This is a genomic window from Staphylococcus pragensis (assembly GCF_004785665.1).
Classification (GTDB): Bacteria; Bacillota; Bacilli; order Staphylococcales; family Staphylococcaceae; genus Staphylococcus; species Staphylococcus pragensis.
On the sequence record NZ_SRPJ01000014.1, the window covers coordinates 1 to 21,529 of the forward strand.

Here is a 21,529-nt window from a genome sequence, read left to right on the forward strand (position 1 = left end):
TACCTTCGTTGAAGGTGCCTGATCTGTAATTACCTTTTGAGGTTTACCAAATTGTTTAATGAGACGTTTGATAAACGCATATGCTGAATGATTATCTCTTGCTTACGCAACCAAATATCTAATGTATGTCCCTCTGCATCAATGGCACGATATAAATAGCTCCATTTTCCTTTTATTTTGATGTACGTCTCATCAATACGCCATTTGTAATAAGCTTTTTTATGCTTTTTCTTCCAAATTTGATACAAAATTGGGGCATATTCTTGAACCCAACGGTAGACTGTTGAATGATGAACGTTTACACCACGTTCCCTTAATATTTCAGATATATCACGATAACTCAATGCATATCTTAGATAGTAGCCAACGGCTACAGTGATAACATCTTTGTTAAATTGTTTATATCTGAAATAGTTCATACAGAAGACTCCTTTTTGTTAAAATTATATTATAAATTCAACTTTGCAACAGAACCGTATTTTATGAGTACACTCTAAATTAAGGAGATGTATAATCAATCTAAAATTGTATTTTTATACTTTTGTTATATAATCTTTCTACTTAGAGATATATTGTAAAAAAACCAACAAAATGTTATATTAACATTACTATTTTATCGATGAAGGAGGATTAAAATGACAGCTTCTATGAGACTCAAATAAACCTTTTTGAATACAAAACTAAATTAATTCAAAAAGGCTTGTCCGCAATACACACTCATAGGATGACTTATGTCATTTTTTATCCTTCGATAGGAATAATAAACGCTTTCAAATACTAAAACATCATAATAAATTTTTAAGTGTTTGAAAGTGTAATGTGAATGAGACGGGAGTAGCCTGTCTCATTTTTTTGCGTACACGTCCTTTAAATATACAAGGAGTGTATAAATATGGAACAATATACAATTAAATTTAACCAAATCAATCATAAATTGACAGATTTACGATCACTTAACATCGGTCATCTTTACGCTTACCAATTTGAAAAAATAGCACTTATTGGGGGTAATGGTACTGGCAAAACCACATTACTAAATATGATTGCTCAAAAAACAAAACCAGAATCTGGAACAGTTGAAACGGTTGGCGAAATTCAATATTTTGAACAGCTTAACATGGATGTGGAAAATGATTTTAACACGTTAGACGGTAGTTTAATGAGTGAACTCCATATACCTATGCATACAACCGACAGTATGAGTGGTGGTGAAAAAGCAAAATATAAATTAGCTAATGTCATATCAAATTATAGTCCGATATTACTTTTAGATGAACCTACAAATCACTTGGATAAAATTGGTAAAGATTATCTGAAAAATATTTTAAAATATTACTATGGTACTTTAATTATAGTAAGTCATGATAGAGCACTTATAGACCAAATTGCTGACACAATTTGGGATATACAAGAAGATGGCACAATAAGAGTGTTTAAAGGTAATTACACACAGTATCAAAATCAATATGAACAAGAACAGTTAGAACAACAACGTCAATATGAACAGTATATAAGTGAAAAACAAAGATTGTCCCAAGCCAGTAAAGCTAAACGAAATCAAGCGCAACAAATGGCACAAGCATCATCAAAACAAAAAAACAAAAGTATAGCACCAGATCGTTTAAGTGCATCAAAACAAAAAGGCACGGTTGAGAAGGCTGCTCAAAAACAAGCTAAGCATATTGAAAAAAGAATGGAACATTTGGAAGAAGTTGAAAAACCACAAAGTTATCATGAATTCAATTTCCCACAAAATAAAATTTATGATATCCATAATAATTATCCAATCATTGCACAAAATCTAACATTGGTTAAAGGAAGTCAAAAACTGCTAACACAAGTACGATTCCAAATACCATATGGCAAAAATATAGCGCTCGTAGGTGCAAATGGTGTAGGTAAGACAACTTTACTTGAAGCTATTTACCACCAAATAGAGGGAATTGATTGTTCTCCTAAAGTGCAAATGGCATACTATCGTCAACTTGCTTATGAAGACATGCGTGACGTTTCATTATTGCAATATTTAATGGATGAAACGGATTCATCAGAATCATTCAGTAGAGCTATTTTAAATAACTTGGGTTTAAATGAAGCACTTGATCGTTCTTGTAATGTTTTGAGTGGTGGGGAAAGAACGAAATTATCGTTAGCAGTATTATTTTCAACGAAAGCGAATATGTTAATTTTGGATGAACCAACTAATTTTTTAGATATTAAAACATTAGAAGCATTAGAAATGTTTATGAATAAATATCCTGGAATCATTTTGTTTACATCACATGATACAAGGTTTGTTAAACATGTATCAGATAAAAAATGGGAATTAACAGGACAATCTATTCATGATATAACTTAAAAACTATACACTAATTTATATTGAATATTAGGTTCATTTATATCAATATAAAAAATACGTTCACAAGAAAAATATAATAGAAATAAGGATCCAATAAAATGACTCGACATAATGAAATTATTAAATGTGCAGAAAAATATCAATTACACATCCAACCTCAAACAATCTCATTGAATGAATCGGGACTTGATTTTCAAGTTGCATTTGGAAAAGATAAACATGGAGTAGAATGGGTTTTGAGACTACCAAGAAGACCTGACGTTTATAAACGAACAAAACCCGAAAAACAAACGGTAGACTTCTTACAGAAGAATGTTTCATTTGAAATACCGAAGTGGAAAGTACATGCAAAAGACCTTATTGCTTACCCAAAACTTACAGGTAAACCCGCAGCCACAATAGATCCAGAAATACAAAATTATGTATGGGAAATTGAACACAAACCATTACCAGAAAACTTTATTAACACATTAGCTGAAACACTCGTAGATTTACACAACATACCAGAAGAAAACATTAACGTTCAGCATATAAATATCAAAACCATACAAGAAATAAAAAATGACTTTCAAAGAAGAATGAATAAAGTTAAAGAAACTTATGGCGTATCAGATGAATTATGGAACAGATGGAAACAATGGTTAGAAAACGACGAACTATGGCCTCGACATGCGACCATGATACATGGGGACTTACATCCAGGACATATAATGGTAGATAACCAAGCAAACGTCACAGGTCTCATAGACTGGACTGAAGCAACCCACTCCGACCCATCAATGGACTTTATAGGACACCATCGTGTATTCGACGACGAAGGATTAGAGCAACTTATAACAGCATACGGTAAAGCTGGAGGTGAAATATGGCCACGAATGAAAGAGCATATAATAGAACTCAATGCAGTATTCCCAATGTTTATCGCTGAGTTTGCTATGGAATCAGGAGAATCGGCGTATGAAACGATGGCATTGAAAGAGTTAGGTATGAAAGAGTAGAACTTATATTAAAAGAGGCCCATTTTAAAGACGAAGGCAATCCTGATGAAATTTTAAAACTGCGTTTAATTAGTGATGGTCTTTGGTTTTCTATAATGTATTAAATATCTGGACATGGAACAAATGCAACAAATGGAAAGAATCGTTTTCGAAATTTCTAACTCCTTAAATCAGGAGGATAAATAAACGGTCATTTTCATTGAAAGCACTTATATAAATTTCATCAATTTTAATACCTACCGTAAATACATTTCATAAGTATTAAACAGATGATTAAAATTTTTAGTTAATTTAAATATTTATGATAGAGATGACCTTCAAATGAACGGTTCTGTTACAAAGAAAAAATCTATATTTATTTTTAGTAAGTTTTAATTATAGATATGTACACTTTGAGTACACCCTAATCATACAAAATAAGTTGTTGAAATTATCGCAATTAGAACGTATGATTAGGGTGTATATTAATTATGGAGTGAAGATGAATGATTATAGGTTATGCGAGAGTATCATCGATAGATCAAAATTTAGAAAGACAATTGGATAATTTAAAGACGTTTGGTGTGGAGAAAATCTTTACAGAGAAACAGTCGGGAAAGTCAGTGGAAAATAGACCTGTATTTCAAGAAGCACTCAATTTTGTCAGAATGGGAGATCGATTCGTTGTGGAATCTATTGATCGTTTGGGACGTGATTATGATGAAATTATTGAAACTGTGAGTTATTTAAAAGAGAAAGACGTTCAGTTAATGATTACCAGCTTACCTATGATGAATGAAGTGATTGGCAATCCATTACTGGATAAGTTTATGAAAGATTTAATCGTTCAAATTTTAGCAATGGTTTCAGAACAAGAGAGAAATGAAAGTAAACGTCGACAAGCGCAAGGAATTCAAGTTGCGAAGGAAAAAGGCGTATATAAAGGGCGCCCCTTACTTTATTCACCAAATGCCAAAGACCCACAGAAACGTATTATTTATCATCGCGTGGTGGAAATGTTAGAAGAAGGGAAAGCAATTAGTAAGATTGCGAAAGAAGTTAATATCACAAGACAGACAGTTTATAGAATTAAGCATGATAAGGGATCATCTTGATAAATGGGTCGTCAATGCAAATAAGAGGCTCTCACAGAGTCTCAAAACTCATATTATATTATTGAAATGATCTTTTAATAATTATACAAGAAAAAAGAGAGTGCGAATTCGCACTCTCTTTTTGTGTAGTAATACTATTTAAATTTTTTATCAATAATGAACGTAATTTAGAAATAATATTTATTGGTATTTCAAGAATATATATATAATTATTTACTAAGTCCATTTAAAAAAATTTGAGAGAACTTGTTCATAAGTTTAATTCTTTCATTAATATTTTGTTCATGTGTAAAGGTAACAATTCCATTAACAGCGTTTGCTGCTATTTTACTAACAGCATTAACATCATTAATACACCATTCGCCATTTAAATTACCCTCCTTAAAAATTACATGATAAGCATCTATATATTTGTTTTCTAATTTATTCATTTTTTCATTAATGCTATTAGTTTTATAATATTCAGTGCAAAATTCAATTATTGCGTTTTGAAGTGGATAATAGTATTCGGTTGTTAAAGATAGTTCATTATATAAATAAAATTTTTCTCTATTAGTTTTACATTTGATTTGTTCCTTTTTCCACTGTTCTTGCCATTTAGATTCTTCTATATTTAAAATTTCTAAAAATAGATTTTCTTTTGTTTTAAAGTGATAATAAAGATTCCCTTTACTACTTTCTGATAATTTAACAATTTCTCCAGTAGTAGTGGCATTATATCCATTTTTTATAAATAATTCCTTTGCGACACCTAGTATTTTATCTTTCAAGTTCATCACGCCTTTAATGAGTATTAAGTACTATCAATGATAGCACAAAAAATTCAAAGAATAATTGTATAACACAATACAGCCATTTAAATTTCGCAAGATTTTTTGTTGTAATATGTAAAAAAATAGATTATAATCCTTATAGACCGGTCGAACGGTCTATAAGGATTGGAGGGAACTTAAATGATTTCATTTTTTACAAAAACTACTGATATGATGACATCAAAAAAAAGATGGACTGCACTAGTAGTATTAGCTGTTAGTTTGTTTGTTGTTACAATGGATATGACAATATTAATTATGGCTTTACCGGAATTAGTAAGAGAGTTAGAGCCTTCTGGTACCCAACAGTTATGGATAGTTGATATATACTCTCTTGTTTTAGCTGGCTTTATAATTCCATTGAGTGCCTTTGCTGATAAATGGGGAAGAAAAAAAGCATTATTAACTGGATTTGCTTTATTTGGCCTCGTTTCATTAGCTATATTTTTCGCAGAAAGTGCAGAGTTCGTAATAGCTATTCGATTTTTACTTGGTATTGCAGGTGCTTTAATAATGCCAACTACTCTTTCAATGATAAGAGTAATTTTTGAAAACCCTAAAGAAAGGGCCACTGCATTAGCTGTATGGTCAATCGTTTCATCGATAGGTGCTGTTTTTGGACCAATTATCGGAGGAGCTTTACTTGAGCAATTTTCATGGCACTCGGCATTTTTAATTAATGTACCGTTTGTGATAATAGCAGTTGTAGCAGGTTTATTTTTATTACCAGAGTCTAAGTTATCAAAAGAAAAGTCTCACTCGTGGGATATTCCTTCTACAATTTTATCAATTGCAGGCATGATTGGACTGGTATGGAGTATCAAAGAATTTTCAAAAGAAGGACTAGCAGATATTATTCCATGGGTTGTAATAGTATTAGCAATTACCATGATAGTGATATTTGTTAAACGTAATTTATCAAGTTCTGATCCAATGTTAGACGTAAGACTTTTTAAAAAGAGATCATTTTCAGCTGGTACAATTGCTGCATTTATGACAATGTTTGCAATGACATCTGTTTTGTTATTAGCTTCACAATGGTTACAGGTTGTGGAAGAACTTTCTCCTTTTAAAGCTGGCTTATACCTATTACCTATGGCAATAGGAGATATGGTGTTTGCACCAATTGCACCCGGATTAGCGGCGCGATTTGGACCGAAAATAGTGTTACCTTCCGGAATTGGAATTGCAGCCATTGGCATGTTTATTATGTATTTCTTTGGTCATCCATTATCATATTCTACAATGGCTTTAGCATTAATTTTAGTTGGAGCTGGTACGGCTTCACTAGCAGTTGCATCTGCTCTAATAATGTTAGAAACACCTACATCAAAAGCAGGTAATGCAGCTGCTGTTGAAGAGTCTATGTATGACCTTGGAAATGTTTTTGGTGTAGCAGTACTTGGTAGCCTATCTTCTATGCTTTATCGTGTATTTTTAGATATTTCATCTTTTTCATCAAAAGGTATAGTTGGAGATTTAGCTCATGTAGCTGAAGAATCTGTAGTGGGCGCTGTCGAAGTAGCTAAAGCTACGGGGATAAAACAGCTTGCAAACGAGGCTGTAACATCATTTAATGATGCTTTTGTAGCAACTGCTTTAGTAGGTGGGATTATCATGATTATCATTTCAATAGTTGTCTATTTGTTAATTCCCAAATCACTTGATATAACTAAACAAAAATAGTACTAAACATATATTTTTAGATATTGTAGATTAGTTTATTTTTAAAATTAGTAATAGTTAAAAAGTAGAACCATTAATTTTAAATGGTTCTACTTTTTTATTATTAAGTAAAATTATAAAAGACAATTTCTTAAATTAATAATATGATATACCTATATCTAATAATTTATTAGTATTAATAAACCTTGAAAGGATGATTAACTGATGAATAGAGCAGATATTTTTAAAATATTTGATGTAGAACTTAATATAACTATATTTTTAGGAGCACTAGTAGCAACTTTCATCTATTTTATAAGTTACATGAACAATGTAAATGAATTAATTACATTATGCTTAACATTAGCTTTTCCTGCATATTTATTAAAAATTAGCAGATCGTTCGAGGTTATTTTATTAGAGGAAAAAATAAAAAATAGTAAAATCAAAATCTGTGACAAAGATAGAATTGAACGAGAGATACTGGTGAAAAAGAACCTAATAGATGAACTATTGTTTCCTAATAGAGTTATTAAAAAATATACACTGACAATTTTAATTTACAGTATAGGTATTATTATTCTTTTACTACTTTGTAATATGTTAAGTTATGGAATTGGTGAAAATGTCAATTTTATCTGGAGATTACTAGCTTGTTATGTAACGAGTGTCACAGTGATTATAGTTGCCTTGATTATAATGATAATGATATTTGATCTTATAATTGGATTACTATTAAATTTTCAAATATTTTTAAAAAATAAAAAGTATGATGACTTTTTATAATTATTCGATTTATATAATGAAAAATTAAATGATTAAACATAGAAACCTCAAAACAAACCATATTTAATAGAGTTTATGGCGCCTTATACAAATAAAGGCTATGCTGTTAAAGAATTATGTAGCTATCTTCAGATTAATATGGATGATGTTTATACTATTGGCGATAGAAAATTGATTTACCTATGTTTAATACCCTAGATAATTCTTCTGATAATTTAGTTTTTGTTAGAGTTTAACATAACTGATGATTATCAGAAGTTTCATCACTATAAAAGGTGTATCAAAGATTTATACTCCCTTGATACACCTTTTATATTCATTTTTAATTACCGAAGAATCGACTCCAAAATCCCTTTTTAGGTGGTTCTACCTCCCTATTATCATCAGGATCATTCTTCGTTTCTTCAACGAACTTATCCTCTTTTGTTAATTCACCTTCATCTGTACTGTCATTCTTTTTCTCTTCGGCTATATCCTTGTAATTTACTTCTGTTGGTTGACGCTTTGTTTGTTGTTGGTTGATATTTTGCGATTCTTCAGTAAAAGTTGCTTCTTGCGGATTAATATTTTGTCTATTATTCGTCGCTGTATCAAAAGAATAATTAAGCTGTCTTTCTTCTTCTAATTGACTTTCTAGTTTTTGAATTTTTTTATTGCTTTCTAAAGCTAATATTTGTTGATTCTCCAACAATTTATTTAACGTATTAACATTGCTATTTTGTTGATCTAATTGCTTAGTTAAATTCTCAATATATTTTTCATCATTTTTAGCTCTAGTTTCAAAGATTTCTATTTGCTTTTCTAATTCGTTTACTTTTGTTTTTAATGTCTCAGAACTATTTGAATTATTATATATATTCTTTTCTGATTTTGCAGTATTTTCACCAAACAATTCTTTTTTTACTGATTCTTTATTTTGGATTGTACTCTCTTTCTTAGTAATTTTTTCTATAATTTTCAAATAATCATTATCATCAATATAATTAATCCCATTTTCTTTTTCAAAAGTTATATTTAAACTTTTAGCATTATTAACAATAGTTTGTTTAGTTACACCTAATTCATCAGCAACCATTTTAATAGTTCTCATAACATCCACCCTTAGGTACCTAATTTAGTACCTAAATTTTACCACCTAATGAATTTTATTTCATCAATTACCACTAAATTTACTACCTATTTACTACATATGCACCTAATTAGCTACCTATAATATGTTTTTGGAGCTTAATTAGGTACTAAAACAATGAACTACACATTTTGCCATGGCAATGTGCTTTTAACTACATTTAAAACTCTTTATATACTTTCTTAAAAGTGTTAATATTGCTTTATAAATACTAAAAGAGTCAATGCTATTGGCGTAGCATTGACTCTCGGTAATAAAACGATTCGCACTCGTTTGTTTATATATTTTTTGATACTTGTATTATATCTATCTAATCATCTAAGTGCAAGCACAAAACATATAACTTACGTAAAAATTGTTTTATTACCTCAATCCTAAAAATGGAAATGAGGTTTTTATTATGCCCAATTTTGAAAAATACAATTTATCACAAGTAAAAACTGAAAGGTTTTATCAACTACCTAAATATTTATTCGAAGATGCATATTTTAAAAAAATGTCGGCGGAAGCCAAAATTATGTATGCGTTATTAAAAGATCGCTTTGAATTATCCATCCAAAATGAATGGGTAGATAAAAATAATAACATTTACTTTATTTTCAGTAATAAACATTTGTGCGAATACTTAGGTTATGCAGAACAAAAAATTATAAAATTAAAAAAAGAGTTAATAAGTTTTAATTTATTAACTCAAGAACGTGTTGGCCTTAATAAACCAAATAGATTATATTTATTAAAACCTAATTATGACATTAAAGCCAGTCATAGCAAGGAACTTCCAAATTCACAGTTCCAGAACAATGAATTTGGAAGTTCTAGAACTGTGAATTTAAGTGGTCAAGAACTTCCAAATTCACAGTCTAATGATACTGAGAATAATGATACTGATTATATTAAAACTGAGAGTAATGATACGAATGATTTGAATGATAATAAGCTAACTTTTCCTAGTAATCATACAAATCATTCAAATCACAACAATTCAAACTTTAATAATGAAGCTTTAAAATTCCAATTACTCGAAGAACTACCTCAAAGTATTCAAAGGTATTTAAGTAACTTTTCTGTAAATGAAATTAAAATCATCAAACCTGTATTATTAAAAGCCAAGACGTCCTTTAATAATTCTATTGATACATATTACTTATTAGAAGATATGGAAATAGAAATACTTCATGTTCTTAAACGTTTCAAAGCTATGCTTATTCAAAAAAATGAAACCGTTGAAGCCATGCAAGGGTACTTAATGAAATCCCTTAAGTCTGAATTCGCTGAAATGCATACGCTTAATAAACGACGTGATCATTTACCAATCACTTCTTTATTTAATCAATAATGATTCAATTAGAGAGCATCTTTAAATAGATGTTCTCTTTTTTTATTTACAAGTGGTTGCTAAGGCAACCACCTAGATCAAACGAAAGGTAAGGGAGGGGATAACAAAATAAGATCAACACAATATCACAATATAGCATGCTGCTATTAAAGAAAGGAGGAAGACTTATGAGTACTAAGAAAAAGATTAAAGTTACTTTGGCAATGATTAATGTTCTTTTAACTGCAGTCGAACTTTATCTTCAATGGCAATTGAGTAAATCTGAAAATGAACTGTAGTTAAACAAGTAGGTAGGACTAAAACGTTTCTGTTTTAGTCCTATTTTTTCTATAAATGGTTATTATTCATTTGAAAATGGCTCAAACATGTCGCATAAGATGAAAAATAAAATGATCATTTAACGTTGTTTTAACTTTAAAAATTATAAAAATACTAACCGTTTTTATATTCTTTAGCAATCTTTCGTAGTTATAAAAGTGACTTAATAAAATCGTTTTTGTCATTTATTTTGTTAAAGATTGGAAAGAAAAGGTTGAATTTATTATTCCAAAAAATCAAAATTCAGATTCAATTGATATACATCATAAACAAAAAGTAAGTCGTTAATGTTCAAGACATGGATCGAATATAATTTTAAATTTGAATTTTTTCTATCCCAAACTAAGTAAATATTTTTACTTAGTTTTCTCTTTTTTTATCTTCAATCATTTTACTAACAATGGTTATCTTGAAAATAAAAATAAGCACTTAAAGTAAAAAGTGAACAAGAAAATAGCCACTTTTGTCTTAAAGCACGTTTTGTTTTTGGAAATATTACAAACATGGGAGTCTTTTTAAAGAGTATTTGACATGAGCATAAGGAAATCTAGTACCACCTTCGGTGGTATTCAGCATAGCTGAAAGATTTACCTTTTATTCGTTCTACTCAATTGTTCACCATAAATAGCTTAAAAGCTTTATATAAAGGTGATTATAAGCATTCTTATACATTGAATTAGAGGGTGTAATATGATACTTTATTACAGACTCTTTACAATTGTTACAAGACCATTTTGAATTGTCTGAAGACTCCTTTTTTTGTTGATTTCATAGGCTTCAGTCGTCGTCGAGACTCTTAAGAGTCTTAATTTTTTCAACCAAAGACTCTTAAGACTCCTACTTTTAGTATTAATATCGAAAATAAAATCACTCAAAAGTAATCTAAGCAATTCATTCATTTGTTTTACTTTTTGAATTTGATGAAATACCTTTTGATCAATATCGAATTCAATATTGATCACATTATTTGTTTTTAAGTTCAAAGAAAAAAGGAAAGAATAAAACAATTTCTGTACTTTTCTATGCTCAATTTGATTAAAAAGTGATTCGAAATGAAACTTATTTTAGCTTTTTATTAATTTAAAAATTTATAAAAAACGATAAAATACGTAATAAGATTCATTGAATGCTCATACTCCAAAATATTATTTTTTGACTTTTTATGATTCCGTAAATATCTAAAATCATAAAAATGAACGACATATAGAAGATACTTTTGAAGAAATATTGATGAGTATATTTATCACAAGTAACTTGAAATTGATTTCAATTCTTGAATTTTTCGTAGCTCTTTTATTCCAAAATTATAAATATAATGTTTTGATTTACTACCATATAGAAATAGCTCAAAGCAGTTTTGTAAGTCAAAATCATATTCGATTTTTAAATTTAGTTCACATTTGCGTTTTATGAGTCTTTAAATTAAAAATGTATAAAGAACACCTAAACACTTTAAAAAGTATTTTAAAATTGTAAATAGGGTATTTAAAATTTGATAACTCCTATGATAATTTTTATTAAAAAGAAGAGTTTTTGATGATTGATTTTTTAAAAAATAATTCAAATACTTTTTCACAACCTATGATTTTGGCATCTATTCTTTTTGTTTTTGCAGGTCCTTTAGGGGCATTTTTAGGAGTGGTTATTGGACTTTTACTTGGTAGAAAGTTAGATAAAAATGGAAATTAGACACGCATTTATACTGAAGAAATTTATTGTGCGTTGAGAAGAACCCTTAACTAAACTTGTAGACGAATGTCAGCATAGCGTGAGCTATTAAACCGATTATTCGACAAGTTTTGGGATTGTTAAGGGTTCGAGGCTCAACGTCAATAAAGCAATTGGAATAAATAAATCTTAGTTGATTTCTGGGATATTCCATTCGATTTCTATTAGGTTTCTTTCGCTTCCATGACTTTCTGATTTTATTTCTTTGAAAATTATTTCTGCTATTCTACCGTGATTATTTATTAATATTGCTAAATCTTTTATAGTGAAATCTCTAATCCAGCTACTAGTATCTAGTCTTTTTATTATATTTTCAGGGTTTTTTAAATTTTCTTGTAATTCATAATAAATATCGTTGTCTTTGTAATTTTTTATTCTAGCTATTTTTATTGTACCTGCTTCCATAATTCTTGCTATTTCGTTAGAAGCAACTTGCAATCTCATTTTGAATTCGTATGATAGTTCTCCAATTGTAAACTCTCCGTTGTTATTCGAAGGGTCTACTTTTTTAGTTCCTCTTTCGCTCTTATCTTTGTAGTATAATTCTTTGCTTGCATGATCTTTTTGATTTAACGCTGTGAATAAGTTTTTGTTATTTGGATTTTTTTCGGTTTTTTTTAGTATTAGTCTTTCTCTTTCTTCTTGGAGTATAGGAGTATTAGTACTACCTTTTCTTATAAAGGATAGACCCTCGAATAAAGATGATTTTTTTATTTTTAGTTCTTTTTTTAATTCGTAAGGTGTTTCTAAATTATTAGAGTTTATAGCTATGTATCCTACTTTTTTATCGTTATATTCTATTTGACCGGTTTCTATTTTTGGTCTCGGTTTGACATATACGTCAATAATATTTTGATAATGTCCATCGTCGAACATTTCTTTTTTTAATCCTATTATTTTTTTATCATCACTTACTCCAAAGATTATAAATTTATTTTCGTTATAAGAATCTATGCTATTTAACATAGCAAGGATATCTTTAATAAATTCGTCTTTTTTTTCTTTTGTATACTCTATTTGTTTGTAGTCTAATCTGCTATTTTCGTTTGGTAGTTCTTTTAAAATTTCTTTGATTTCATTTTCAATAGTCATGATTATTTTCTCCTTGAATTTTAAGCGAGTTTCTTCTTGTCTTGATACTATATAGAAATAACGTTCTTTTTTTAATAGGGATAGACACTTGTACATTAACTTGAATGATTTAAAAAATTTGAGGTTATTTATATTTTACTAAAATCAAGTTTGTTATTGTTACTTTTTAATGTTTATTTAGACATAAAACGACTTATCAGAAGGCATCTGTAACACAATTATTAGAAATGATATAATACAAAGGTCGTCGTTCACTTCTGTGCTGTATTTAGCATGGAAGGAGGTGACATCATGTTCAGTACACTATTTGTAACTATTATAGCTCCTATCATAGTAGGAGTTATACTCACGTTATTTTCTCATTGGCTGAATAATCGTGAAAAATAATTTAGCGGCGACATATAGCTAATACACCAAAAGAGCCCGATAACTATTCGCAGTAGTTATCGGGCTCGGTGTTTATCATGTTAGTACACTATTTGTTAATCAAATTATAACACTGGTTAATAGAGGAATGCAAAAATGTATTTAATAAATATTTTATCATGATTCAAAGTATTCATTATTAAAGCTCGTTTTTAAGATTAATTATATGGTTCTGTTGCAAAGTTAGATTTATAGTATAATTTTAACAAAAAGGAGTCTTCTGTATGAACTATTTCAGATATAAACAATTTAACAAAGATGTTATCACTGTAGCCGTTGGCTACTATCTAAGATATGCATTGAGTTATCGTGATATATCTGAAATATTAAGGGAACGTGGTGTAAACGTTCATCATTCAACAGTCTACCGTTGGGTTCAAGAATATGCCCCAATTTTGTATCAAATTTGGAAGAAAAAGCATAAAAAAGCTTATTACAAATGGCGTATTGATGAGACGTACATCAAAATAAAAGGAAAATGGAGCTATTTATATCGTGCCATTGATGCAGATGGACATACATTAGATATTTGGTTACGCAAAAAACGAGATCATCAATCAGCATATGCGTTTATTAAGCGCCTTATTAAACAATTCGGTAAACCTCAAATGATAATTACAGATCAAGCACCTTCAACGAAGGTAGCCATGGCTAAAATAATTAAAGTGTTTAAGCTGAAACCTAACTGTCATTGCACATCTAAATATCTCAATAACCTCATTGAACAAGATCATCGTCACATTAAGGTGAGAAAGACAAGATATCAAAGTGTCAATACGGCAAAAAATACACTCAAAGGCATTGAATGTATTTACGGATTATATAAAAAGAACCGTAGGTCTCTTCAGATCTACGGATTTTCACCATGCCACGAAATTAGTTATATGTTAGCTGGTTAGGCGAAGACTGACACAATAAAATGGTGATTAGCTATATTTTTCTAACTTTGCAACAGAACCCTTAATTTCATAGAACGGCGAAATTAATACATGTTAGTCAGCTAATTGAATACTTACATTATAAGAGAGTAGTTAACTTTATTTTTAATTTGCACCAGAACTTTTTAATGTATTATTTCATCCTTGAATAAATCACCCCATTCGCATATTGCATAAACCACCTTATCTAGCTTGTAGCCTATAGATGTCAGCTTATACTCCACTTTTGGGGGAACTACAGAATAAATATGTCTTTCAATAATTTGGTCCTCTTCTAATTCTCTAAGTTGTCTTATTAGCATCCTTTGATTGACATGCGGCAACTTTTTTTGTAGCTCACTTAATCTCAATACTTTGTCTTGAAGTAAATGAAAAATTATAGGGATCTTCCACTTTCCTCCGATAACACATAAAGCTAAATCTTTAGAAGTGAAAAATTCTTTTCCTTTATAATACAATTTTCATCCTTCTTTCTTCTATATATTAGAATTTACATTGTTAATGCGGAAGATTATATAATCTTCCGCATTAACTGCTTATTTATATCTATTCTAAATTGGCATGATTATTTTGCATAGTTGTTTCCTCAACATCTAATTGTGTCATTAGTCCAATGACTACACTATCTAAAAAGATTTGTGATGATTGTTCAAACAAACTACCTAACGGTTGATCAGACCCAGTAGCATCGTGTTTTGTACCTGCTGGTAATTCAACTACTGTGTCTGCAATTTCACCAATTGCAGAATCTAGTTTAGTTGTTAGTAATACCACTTTTGCATCAACTGATTTCGCTTTTTCTGCTAATAAGCGAAGATGTTCTGTTGAGCCTGAACCAGAAATTACAATAAATAAATCATCTTTTTGAATTGATGGTGTTGTTGATTCGCCAATGACAAATGCTTGCTTTCCTAATTGATTGAGTCTCATTGCAAAACTGTTTGCAACGAATCCAGAACGCCCCTTACCTGCAATAAATATGCGTGATGCTTCAGTTACTTCTGATACAAACCCATCAAATTCTTCATCTTTAACATGAGATAAAGTGCCCTTTAACTCATCTAAAATTAATTGATAATGATTAAAAGTTGTCATCATTATTTACCTTCAATAGCGTCACGACATTGTTTAGCTGCTTCTACAGGGTCATCAGCATTTGCGATACCGCCACCAACAATTACTAAGTCAGGTTCTTCTGCAACAATTTCTTTAATTGTATCTGGTTTAATACCACCAGCAACTGCGACTTTAGAATTTTTAATTACTGATTTAACTTTACGTAAGCTATCTAATGGAGATTGTCCTTCAGCTTGTAAATCATAACCAGTGTGCACTGCAATATAGTCAGCACCCATTTCATCTAATTCTTTCGCACGTTTTTCTAAATCTTGAACAGCAATCATATCTACTAATAATTGTTTGTTATTTTTATGTGCTTCTTCAACTGCTGCTTTAATTGACGCATCTTCTGCTACACCTAAAATTGTTACAACATCAGCGCCGAATTTAACAGCTTGGCTTACTTCATAGTCTGCTGCATCCATGATTTTTAAGTCTGCTAATACTTTAGCATTGCTTATATTTTCATTTAAATGTTGAACGGCAGGTAAACCTTCGTTAATCACAATTGGTGTACCAATTTCTACAATATCAACATATTCTTCTACTTTTTTCGCTAATTCTGCTGCTTCTTCTTTATTTAATAAATCAATAGCTAATTGTAATTCCACGATAATTCATCCTTTCATTAATTTATACCTTTATTTTGACATAATTATCAATAAATCAATACTGACAAAATTGGCATATAGGGAATGTCAGCTTATCTAAAGGGGGTGACTATTTTTTCAGTATGAATAATATTACACTGTAGTGTACAGTTGGAATTGTAAATATAAGACTAATAATTACAAATTTGGAGGCTTTTTAGATGACTCATATTCAATTAGATTATGGTAAGACTTTAGAATTTTTTGGAGAACATGAATTAGAACAACAAAAAGATATCGTGAAGACATTACACAAAACGATACATGGAGGAACTGGTGCAGGAAATGATTTCTTGGGTTGGGTAGACCTTCCAGTTGATTATGATAAAGAAGAGTTTTCAAGAATTGTAGAAGCTTCTAAACGTATTAAAGCAAATTCTGACGTGTTAGTTGTTATTGGTATTGGTGGCTCATACCTTGGTGCACGTGCTGCTATTGAAATGCTAACATCTTCATTTAGAACAAATAATGACTATCCTGAAATTGTTTTTGTAGGTAACCATTTATCATCAAGCTATACAAAAGAATTAGTAGATTATTTAGCTGACAAAGATTTCTCTGTAAACGTCATTTCTAAATCTGGTACAACTACAGAACCAGCAGTTGCATTCCGTTTATTCAAACAATTAGTTGAGAGTAAATATGGCAAAGAAGAAGCTAAAAAACGTATCTTTGCTACAACAGATAAACAAAAAGGTGCATTAAAACAATTAGCTACAAATGAAGGTTATGAAACATTTGTAGTTCCTGATGATGTAGGTGGCCGTTATTCAGTGTTAACTGCTGTAGGTTTATTACCAATCGCAGCTGCAGGTATTAATATTGAAGCGATGATGATTGGTGCAGCAAAAGCACGTAAAGAATTATCTTCTGACAAATTAGAAGAAAATATTGCTTATCAATATGCAACAATCCGTAACCTTCTATATAGCAAAGGTTATACAACTGAAATGCTTATCAACTATGAACCGTCAATGCAATATTTCAATGAATGGTGGAAACAATTATTTGGTGAATCAGAAGGTAAAGACTTTAAAGGTATTTATCCTTCAAGTGCTAACTACACTACTGATTTACATTCATTAGGACAATACGTTCAAGAAGGTCGTCGTTTCTTATTTGAAACAGTTGTTAAAGTGAATCATCCAAAACATGATCTTACTATTGAAGAAGATAGTGACGATTTAGATGGATTAAATTATCTTGCTGGTAAAACAATTGATGAAGTTAATACAAAAGCATTTGAAGGTACATTATTAGCACATACTGATGGTGGCGTACCTAATATCGTTGTTAATATTCCACAATTAGATGAAGAAACATTTGGCTATGTCGTGTACTTCTTTGAACTCGTATGTGCTATGAGTGGTTATCAATTAGGCGTCAATCCATTCAATCAACCTGGTGTAGAAGCGTATAAACAAAATATGTTTGCTTTACTTGGTAAACCAGGATTTGAAGATATGAAAAAAGATCTTGAAGCAAGATTGTAGGTTATAAACTATAAAGAAATGAGAGGATACAATGTCTAGTAATATTGGAATTTTAGGTTTAGGTGTTATGGGGAAAAATCTTGCGTGGAACATCGAGGATAAGAAATATTCTGTGAGTATTCATAGTAGAGATAATAATGAAATTAATGATACTATTCAAAAGTCTCATTATCAAAAGATATATCCTGCGTATAACTTGAAAGAATTTGTAGATTCATTAGAAAAACCCCGTAAAATTTTGTTGATGATTAAGGCCGGGAGTCCTACGGATAATATGATAAATACACTACTTCCGCTGTTAGATGATGATGATATTTTAATTGATGGTGGTAATACAAACTATCAAGATACAATTCGTCGAAATAAAGCATTAGCTGAAAGTGGCGTTAATTTCATCGGTATGGGCGTTTCAGGTGGTGAAGTAGGCGCTTTAACTGGTCCTTCATTAATGCCTGGCGGTCAAGAAGCCGCTTATAATAAAGTCAGTGATATCTTAGATGCCATTTCAGCTAAAGCGCAAGATGGCGCATCTTGCGTAACATACATTGGCCCAAATGGTGCAGGTCATTATGTGAAAATGGTCCATAACGGTATTGAATATGCAGATATGCAATTAATCGCTGAAAGTTATGCAATGATGAAAGACTTATTAGGTATGAGTCATACTGAAATTTCTCAAACATTCAAAGATTGGAATGCTGGAGAACTCGAAAGTTACTTAATAGAAATTACTGGTGATATTTTCACTGAATTAGATGAAAATAATGAACCTTTAGTAGAAAAAATATTAGATACTGCTGGTCAAAAAGGTACAGGTAAGTGGACTTCTATTAATGCATTAGAATTAGGAATTCCATTAACAATTATCACTGAATCAGTATTTGCTCGTTTCATTTCATCCATTAAAGAAGAACGTGTTAACGCGTCTAAATCATTAAATGGACCACAAGCTTCATTTGATGGTAATAAAGAAGAATTCTTAGAAAAAATCAGAAAAGCATTATATATGAGTAAGATTTGTTCTTACGCTCAAGGCTTTGCGCAAATGAGAAAAGCGAGCGAAGATCACGAATGGAACTTAAAATTAGGTGATCTTGCAATGATTTGGCGTGAGGGTTGTATCATTCGTGCACAATTCTTACAAAAAATTAAAGATGCTTACGATAATAATCCAGAACTTGAAAACTTATTATTAGATCCATACTTCAAAAATATTGTTACAGATTACCAAGAGGCATTAAGAGACGTCGTAGCAACAGGCGTTAAAAACGGTGTACCAACACCAGGATTCTCTGCAAGTGTGAACTACTATGATAGTTATCGTTCTGAAGATTTACCTGCTAATCTTATCCAAGCACAACGTGACTATTTTGGTGCACATACTTATGAACGTAAAGATCATGAAGGTGTGTTCCACACACAATGGGATGAAGAGTAATATAATTACTGTTACGGAATGAAAACCAGAAACTAGCTAATCAAGTAAAAGGGGGGAACTGCTTTGGATAAAAATTTATCATCATTAATAACAATATTTGGCGGAACAGGAGATTTAAGTTACAGGAAATTGCTACCTTCTATTTTTAATCTTTATAAAAAGGGTCACTTTAAGAAATTAGTTATCATTTCTACGGGTTTAGAGGATATAAGTGATGAAGAATATAGAAGTAAAGTAAAACAAATTTTATTAAGCCGAGAAAATTTTGAAATGGTGAACTTATTTTTAGATAACATATTTTACTTTCAACAAAATGTTGAAGATAAAACAAGTTGGAATAAATTAAAGGAACTTTCCAATGATATTGATAAAAAATATTGTTTGGATGGCAATAGATTATTTTACTTAGCAATGAATCCTCAATTTTTTAAAATTATAACTCAAAGCATAAGCCAATCAGGTCTTTCTGATACAAATGGATTTTCAAGATTAATAATCGAAAAACCATTTGGAAAAGATTTGAAATCTGCTGAAGACTTAAATAAACACATAAGACAGTATTTTAAAGAAGAAGAAATATTTAGAATAGATCATTATCTAGGTAAAGAGATGGTGCAAAATATTGAATCTTTACGTTTTGGTAATACAATATTTGAACCATTGTGGAACAACAAGTATATATCAAATGTTCAAATAACTCTATCGGAAACTTTAGGCATTGAAGATAGAGGCCAATACTATGATTCTACAGGAGCGCTTAAAGATATGGTGCAAAATCATGCACTACAAATACTTACTCTTATTGCTATGGAGAAACCCGAAAGCAGAAATAGTAAAGATATTAGACTAAAAAAAATCGAACTTTTAAACAATATAAAATTTTTGAAAGGGGCTGATGTACACAAATATTTTGTTAGAGGACAATATATTAATGGTATTATTAATGAAACTCCGATAATGTCATATCATGAAGAAAAAGGTGTTGATAGTGATTCAACAACAGAAACATTTGTAGCAGGAAAAGTACTTATCAATAATAGAAGATGGGAAGGGACTCCATTTTATATTCGTACGGGGAAACGCTTAGGTAAAAAAGCAACAGAGATTGTTATAGAATTCAAAAAAAACAATAATACATTAAGATATGAAAATAATAATGAGGATACTGATTGTAATTTACTGGTAATAAATATAGAACCTAATGCCAAAATATCACTATATATTTATGAAAATAAATCAAATAGAAATAATAGAAGTCATAATATGAAAATTTATAACTCAATAGATAAAAACCAAGTAGTGGATGCTTATGAATCACTTATATGTGATGCTTTAATAGGAAATCAAACTAATTTTGTACATTGGGAAGAACTTAAACAATCATGGGAATTTATAGATTATATAAGTACTGAATGGAAAAAATCTAACGTAACAATACCACAGTATAAACCAGGAAGTTTTGGACCTAAAGAAAGCGATCAATTACTTAAACAAGATAACTTTGAATGGTGGAATAATCTATAAAACGTAAATATTGCAAAACACTATATAGGAGGAGTTAAATGAATATTCTGGTTCTGTTGCAAAGTTAGAAAAATATAGCTAACTACCATTTTATCATGTCGTTGTTCCCTTAACTGGCTAACATATCCCTAATTTCGTGGCATGGCGAAAATCCGTAGATCTGAAGAGATCTGCGGTTCTTTTTATATAGAGCGTAAATACATTCAATACCTTTTAAAGTATTCTTTGCCGTATTGATACTTTGATATCTTGTCTTTCTTACTTTAATATGACGGTGATCTTGCTCAATGAGGTTATTCAGATATTTCGATGTACAATGACAGTCAGGTTTAAGTTTAAAAGCTTTAATTACTTTAGCTATTGCTACTTTCGTTGAAGGTGCCTGATCTGTAATTACCTTTTGAGGTTTACCAAATTGTTTAATGAGACGTTTGATAAACGCATATGCTGAATGATTATCTCGTTGCTTACGCAACCAAATATCTAATGTATGTCCCTCTGCATCAATGGCACGATATAAATAGCTCCATTTTCCTTTTATTTTGATGTACGTCTCATCAATACGCCATTTGTAATAAGCTTTTTTATGCTTTTTCTTCCAAATTTGATACAAAATTGGGGCAT

At 30.2% G+C, this 21,529-nt stretch carries 19 protein-coding genes and 2 pseudogenes; 13 read left to right on the top strand and 8 right to left on the bottom strand.

Translation table 11 applies throughout. The features are described from left to right. Window positions 1–419: pseudogene (locus E2558_RS12075) on the bottom strand (IS6-like element IS257 family transposase); the annotation flags it as partial. Between the two features lie 473 nt (window positions 420–892). Here E2558_RS12075 and msr(A) point away from each other — a divergent pair. The 3 genes from msr(A) to E2558_RS12090 all read left to right on the top strand — a co-directional run bounded on the left by msr(A) (window position 893) and on the right by E2558_RS12090 (window position 4,451). Then, window positions 893–2,359, top strand: a complete 1,467-nt coding sequence (msr(A), locus tag E2558_RS12080) for an ABC-F type ribosomal protection protein Msr(A) (RefSeq protein WP_000438873.1) — start codon at window positions 893–895, stop codon at window positions 2,357–2,359. 98 nt (window positions 2,360–2,457) lie between these two features. After that, window positions 2,458–3,357 carry an Mph(C) family macrolide 2'-phosphotransferase gene (locus tag E2558_RS12085; RefSeq protein WP_000196697.1) on the top strand — a complete coding sequence of 300 codons (900 nt, stop codon included), beginning with the start codon at window positions 2,458–2,460 and terminating at the stop codon, window positions 3,355–3,357. A gap of 485 nt (window positions 3,358–3,842) precedes the next feature. Next, window positions 3,843–4,451: a recombinase family protein gene (locus E2558_RS12090; RefSeq protein WP_000583527.1), complete on the top strand. Its 609-nt coding sequence runs from the start codon at window positions 3,843–3,845 to the stop codon at window positions 4,449–4,451. Between the two features lie 209 nt (window positions 4,452–4,660). Here E2558_RS12090 and qacR read toward each other — a convergent pair whose 3' ends face one another. After that, window positions 4,661–5,227 (bottom strand): multidrug-binding transcriptional regulator QacR, encoded by a 567-nt coding sequence (qacR, locus tag E2558_RS12095; RefSeq protein ID WP_001832666.1) that lies wholly within the window; start codon window positions 5,225–5,227, stop codon window positions 4,661–4,663. 177 nt (window positions 5,228–5,404) lie between these two features. On the opposite strand from qacR, the gene qac reads away from it, so the two are divergent. From qac to E2558_RS12630, 3 genes and pseudogenes are all read left to right on the top strand, one after another. Next, window positions 5,405–6,949 (top strand): QacA/B family quaternary ammonium compound efflux MFS transporter, encoded by a 1,545-nt coding sequence (gene qac, locus E2558_RS12100; RefSeq protein ID WP_002449598.1) that lies wholly within the window; start codon window positions 5,405–5,407, stop codon window positions 6,947–6,949. 204 nt (window positions 6,950–7,153) lie between these two features. Then, window positions 7,154–7,714, top strand: a complete 561-nt coding sequence (locus E2558_RS12105) for a hypothetical protein (RefSeq protein WP_001077893.1) — start codon at window positions 7,154–7,156, stop codon at window positions 7,712–7,714. Between the two features lie 63 nt (window positions 7,715–7,777). Next, window positions 7,778–7,912, top strand: a pseudogene (locus E2558_RS12630) (HAD hydrolase family protein); the annotation flags it as partial. A 124-nt stretch (window positions 7,913–8,036) separates the two neighbouring features. Here E2558_RS12630 and E2558_RS12115 read toward each other — a convergent pair. Further along, entirely contained in the window at window positions 8,037–8,804 is a 768-nt protein-coding gene (locus tag E2558_RS12115) for a DUF536 domain-containing protein (RefSeq protein ID WP_001829872.1), read from the bottom strand. Between the two features lie 439 nt (window positions 8,805–9,243). Here E2558_RS12115 and E2558_RS12120 point away from each other — a divergent pair, with 439 nt between their 5' ends. Both E2558_RS12120 and E2558_RS12410 read left to right on the top strand, forming a co-directional pair. After that, window positions 9,244–10,179 carry a replication initiator protein A gene (locus tag E2558_RS12120; RefSeq protein ID WP_001829877.1) on the top strand — a complete coding sequence of 312 codons (936 nt, stop codon included), beginning with the start codon at window positions 9,244–9,246 and terminating at the stop codon, window positions 10,177–10,179. 1,854 nt (window positions 10,180–12,033) lie between these two features. Beyond that, the gene (locus tag E2558_RS12410) at window positions 12,034–12,186 is read left to right on the top strand and encodes a hypothetical protein (protein ID WP_002489624.1); all 153 of its coding nucleotides are present in this window, start codon (window positions 12,034–12,036) and stop codon (window positions 12,184–12,186) included. Window positions 12,187–12,354: 168 nt separating this feature from the next. Here E2558_RS12410 and E2558_RS12130 read toward each other — a convergent pair whose 3' ends face one another. Continuing rightward, the gene (locus tag E2558_RS12130) at window positions 12,355–13,317 is read right to left on the bottom strand and encodes an ATP-binding protein (protein WP_002489619.1); all 963 of its coding nucleotides are present in this window, start codon (window positions 13,315–13,317) and stop codon (window positions 12,355–12,357) included. A gap of 291 nt (window positions 13,318–13,608) precedes the next feature. Here E2558_RS12130 and E2558_RS12135 point away from each other — a divergent pair, with 291 nt between their 5' ends. Both E2558_RS12135 and E2558_RS12140 read left to right on the top strand, forming a co-directional pair. Further along, window positions 13,609–13,704 (top strand): type I toxin-antitoxin system Fst family toxin, encoded by a 96-nt coding sequence (locus E2558_RS12135; RefSeq protein ID WP_000493114.1) that lies wholly within the window; start codon window positions 13,609–13,611, stop codon window positions 13,702–13,704. 263 nt (window positions 13,705–13,967) lie between these two features. Beyond that, complete coding sequence (locus E2558_RS12140) at window positions 13,968–14,642, top strand: IS6 family transposase (protein ID WP_135789038.1); 675 nt, start codon at window positions 13,968–13,970, stop codon at window positions 14,640–14,642. Between the two features lie 164 nt (window positions 14,643–14,806). Here E2558_RS12140 and E2558_RS12145 read toward each other — a convergent pair whose 3' ends face one another. From E2558_RS12145 to hxlA, 3 genes are all read right to left on the bottom strand, one after another. Next, a complete protein-coding gene (locus tag E2558_RS12145; RefSeq protein WP_002505086.1) occupies window positions 14,807–15,139 on the bottom strand; it encodes a winged helix-turn-helix transcriptional regulator in 333 nt (110 codons plus the stop codon). Window positions 15,140–15,227: 88 nt separating this feature from the next. Further along, window positions 15,228–15,776: a 6-phospho-3-hexuloisomerase gene (gene hxlB / locus E2558_RS12150; protein WP_001826328.1), complete on the bottom strand. Its 549-nt coding sequence runs from the start codon at window positions 15,774–15,776 to the stop codon at window positions 15,228–15,230. Window positions 15,777–15,778: 2 nt separating this feature from the next. Further along, window positions 15,779–16,411 carry a 3-hexulose-6-phosphate synthase gene (gene hxlA / locus E2558_RS12155; protein WP_000422872.1) on the bottom strand — a complete coding sequence of 211 codons (633 nt, stop codon included), beginning with the start codon at window positions 16,409–16,411 and terminating at the stop codon, window positions 15,779–15,781. 200 nt (window positions 16,412–16,611) lie between these two features. Here hxlA and E2558_RS12160 point away from each other — a divergent pair, with 200 nt between their 5' ends. From E2558_RS12160 to zwf, 3 genes are all read left to right on the top strand, one after another. Next, window positions 16,612–17,943 carry a glucose-6-phosphate isomerase gene (locus tag E2558_RS12160; RefSeq protein WP_000148861.1) on the top strand — a complete coding sequence of 444 codons (1,332 nt, stop codon included), beginning with the start codon at window positions 16,612–16,614 and terminating at the stop codon, window positions 17,941–17,943. A gap of 31 nt (window positions 17,944–17,974) precedes the next feature. Continuing rightward, window positions 17,975–19,381, top strand: coding sequence for an NADP-dependent phosphogluconate dehydrogenase (gndA, locus tag E2558_RS12165; RefSeq protein WP_000097595.1), 1,407 nt, complete (start codon window positions 17,975–17,977; stop codon window positions 19,379–19,381). A gap of 63 nt (window positions 19,382–19,444) precedes the next feature. Next, window positions 19,445–20,905, top strand: a complete 1,461-nt coding sequence (zwf, locus tag E2558_RS12170; RefSeq protein ID WP_000360133.1) for a glucose-6-phosphate dehydrogenase — start codon at window positions 19,445–19,447, stop codon at window positions 20,903–20,905. A 109-nt stretch (window positions 20,906–21,014) separates the two neighbouring features. On the opposite strand, the gene E2558_RS12175 is transcribed toward zwf, so the two are convergent. Further along, window positions 21,015–21,529, bottom strand: a 515-nt coding sequence (locus E2558_RS12175) for an IS6-like element IS257 family transposase (RefSeq protein ID WP_135789039.1), incomplete at its 5' end; no start/stop codon positions are given.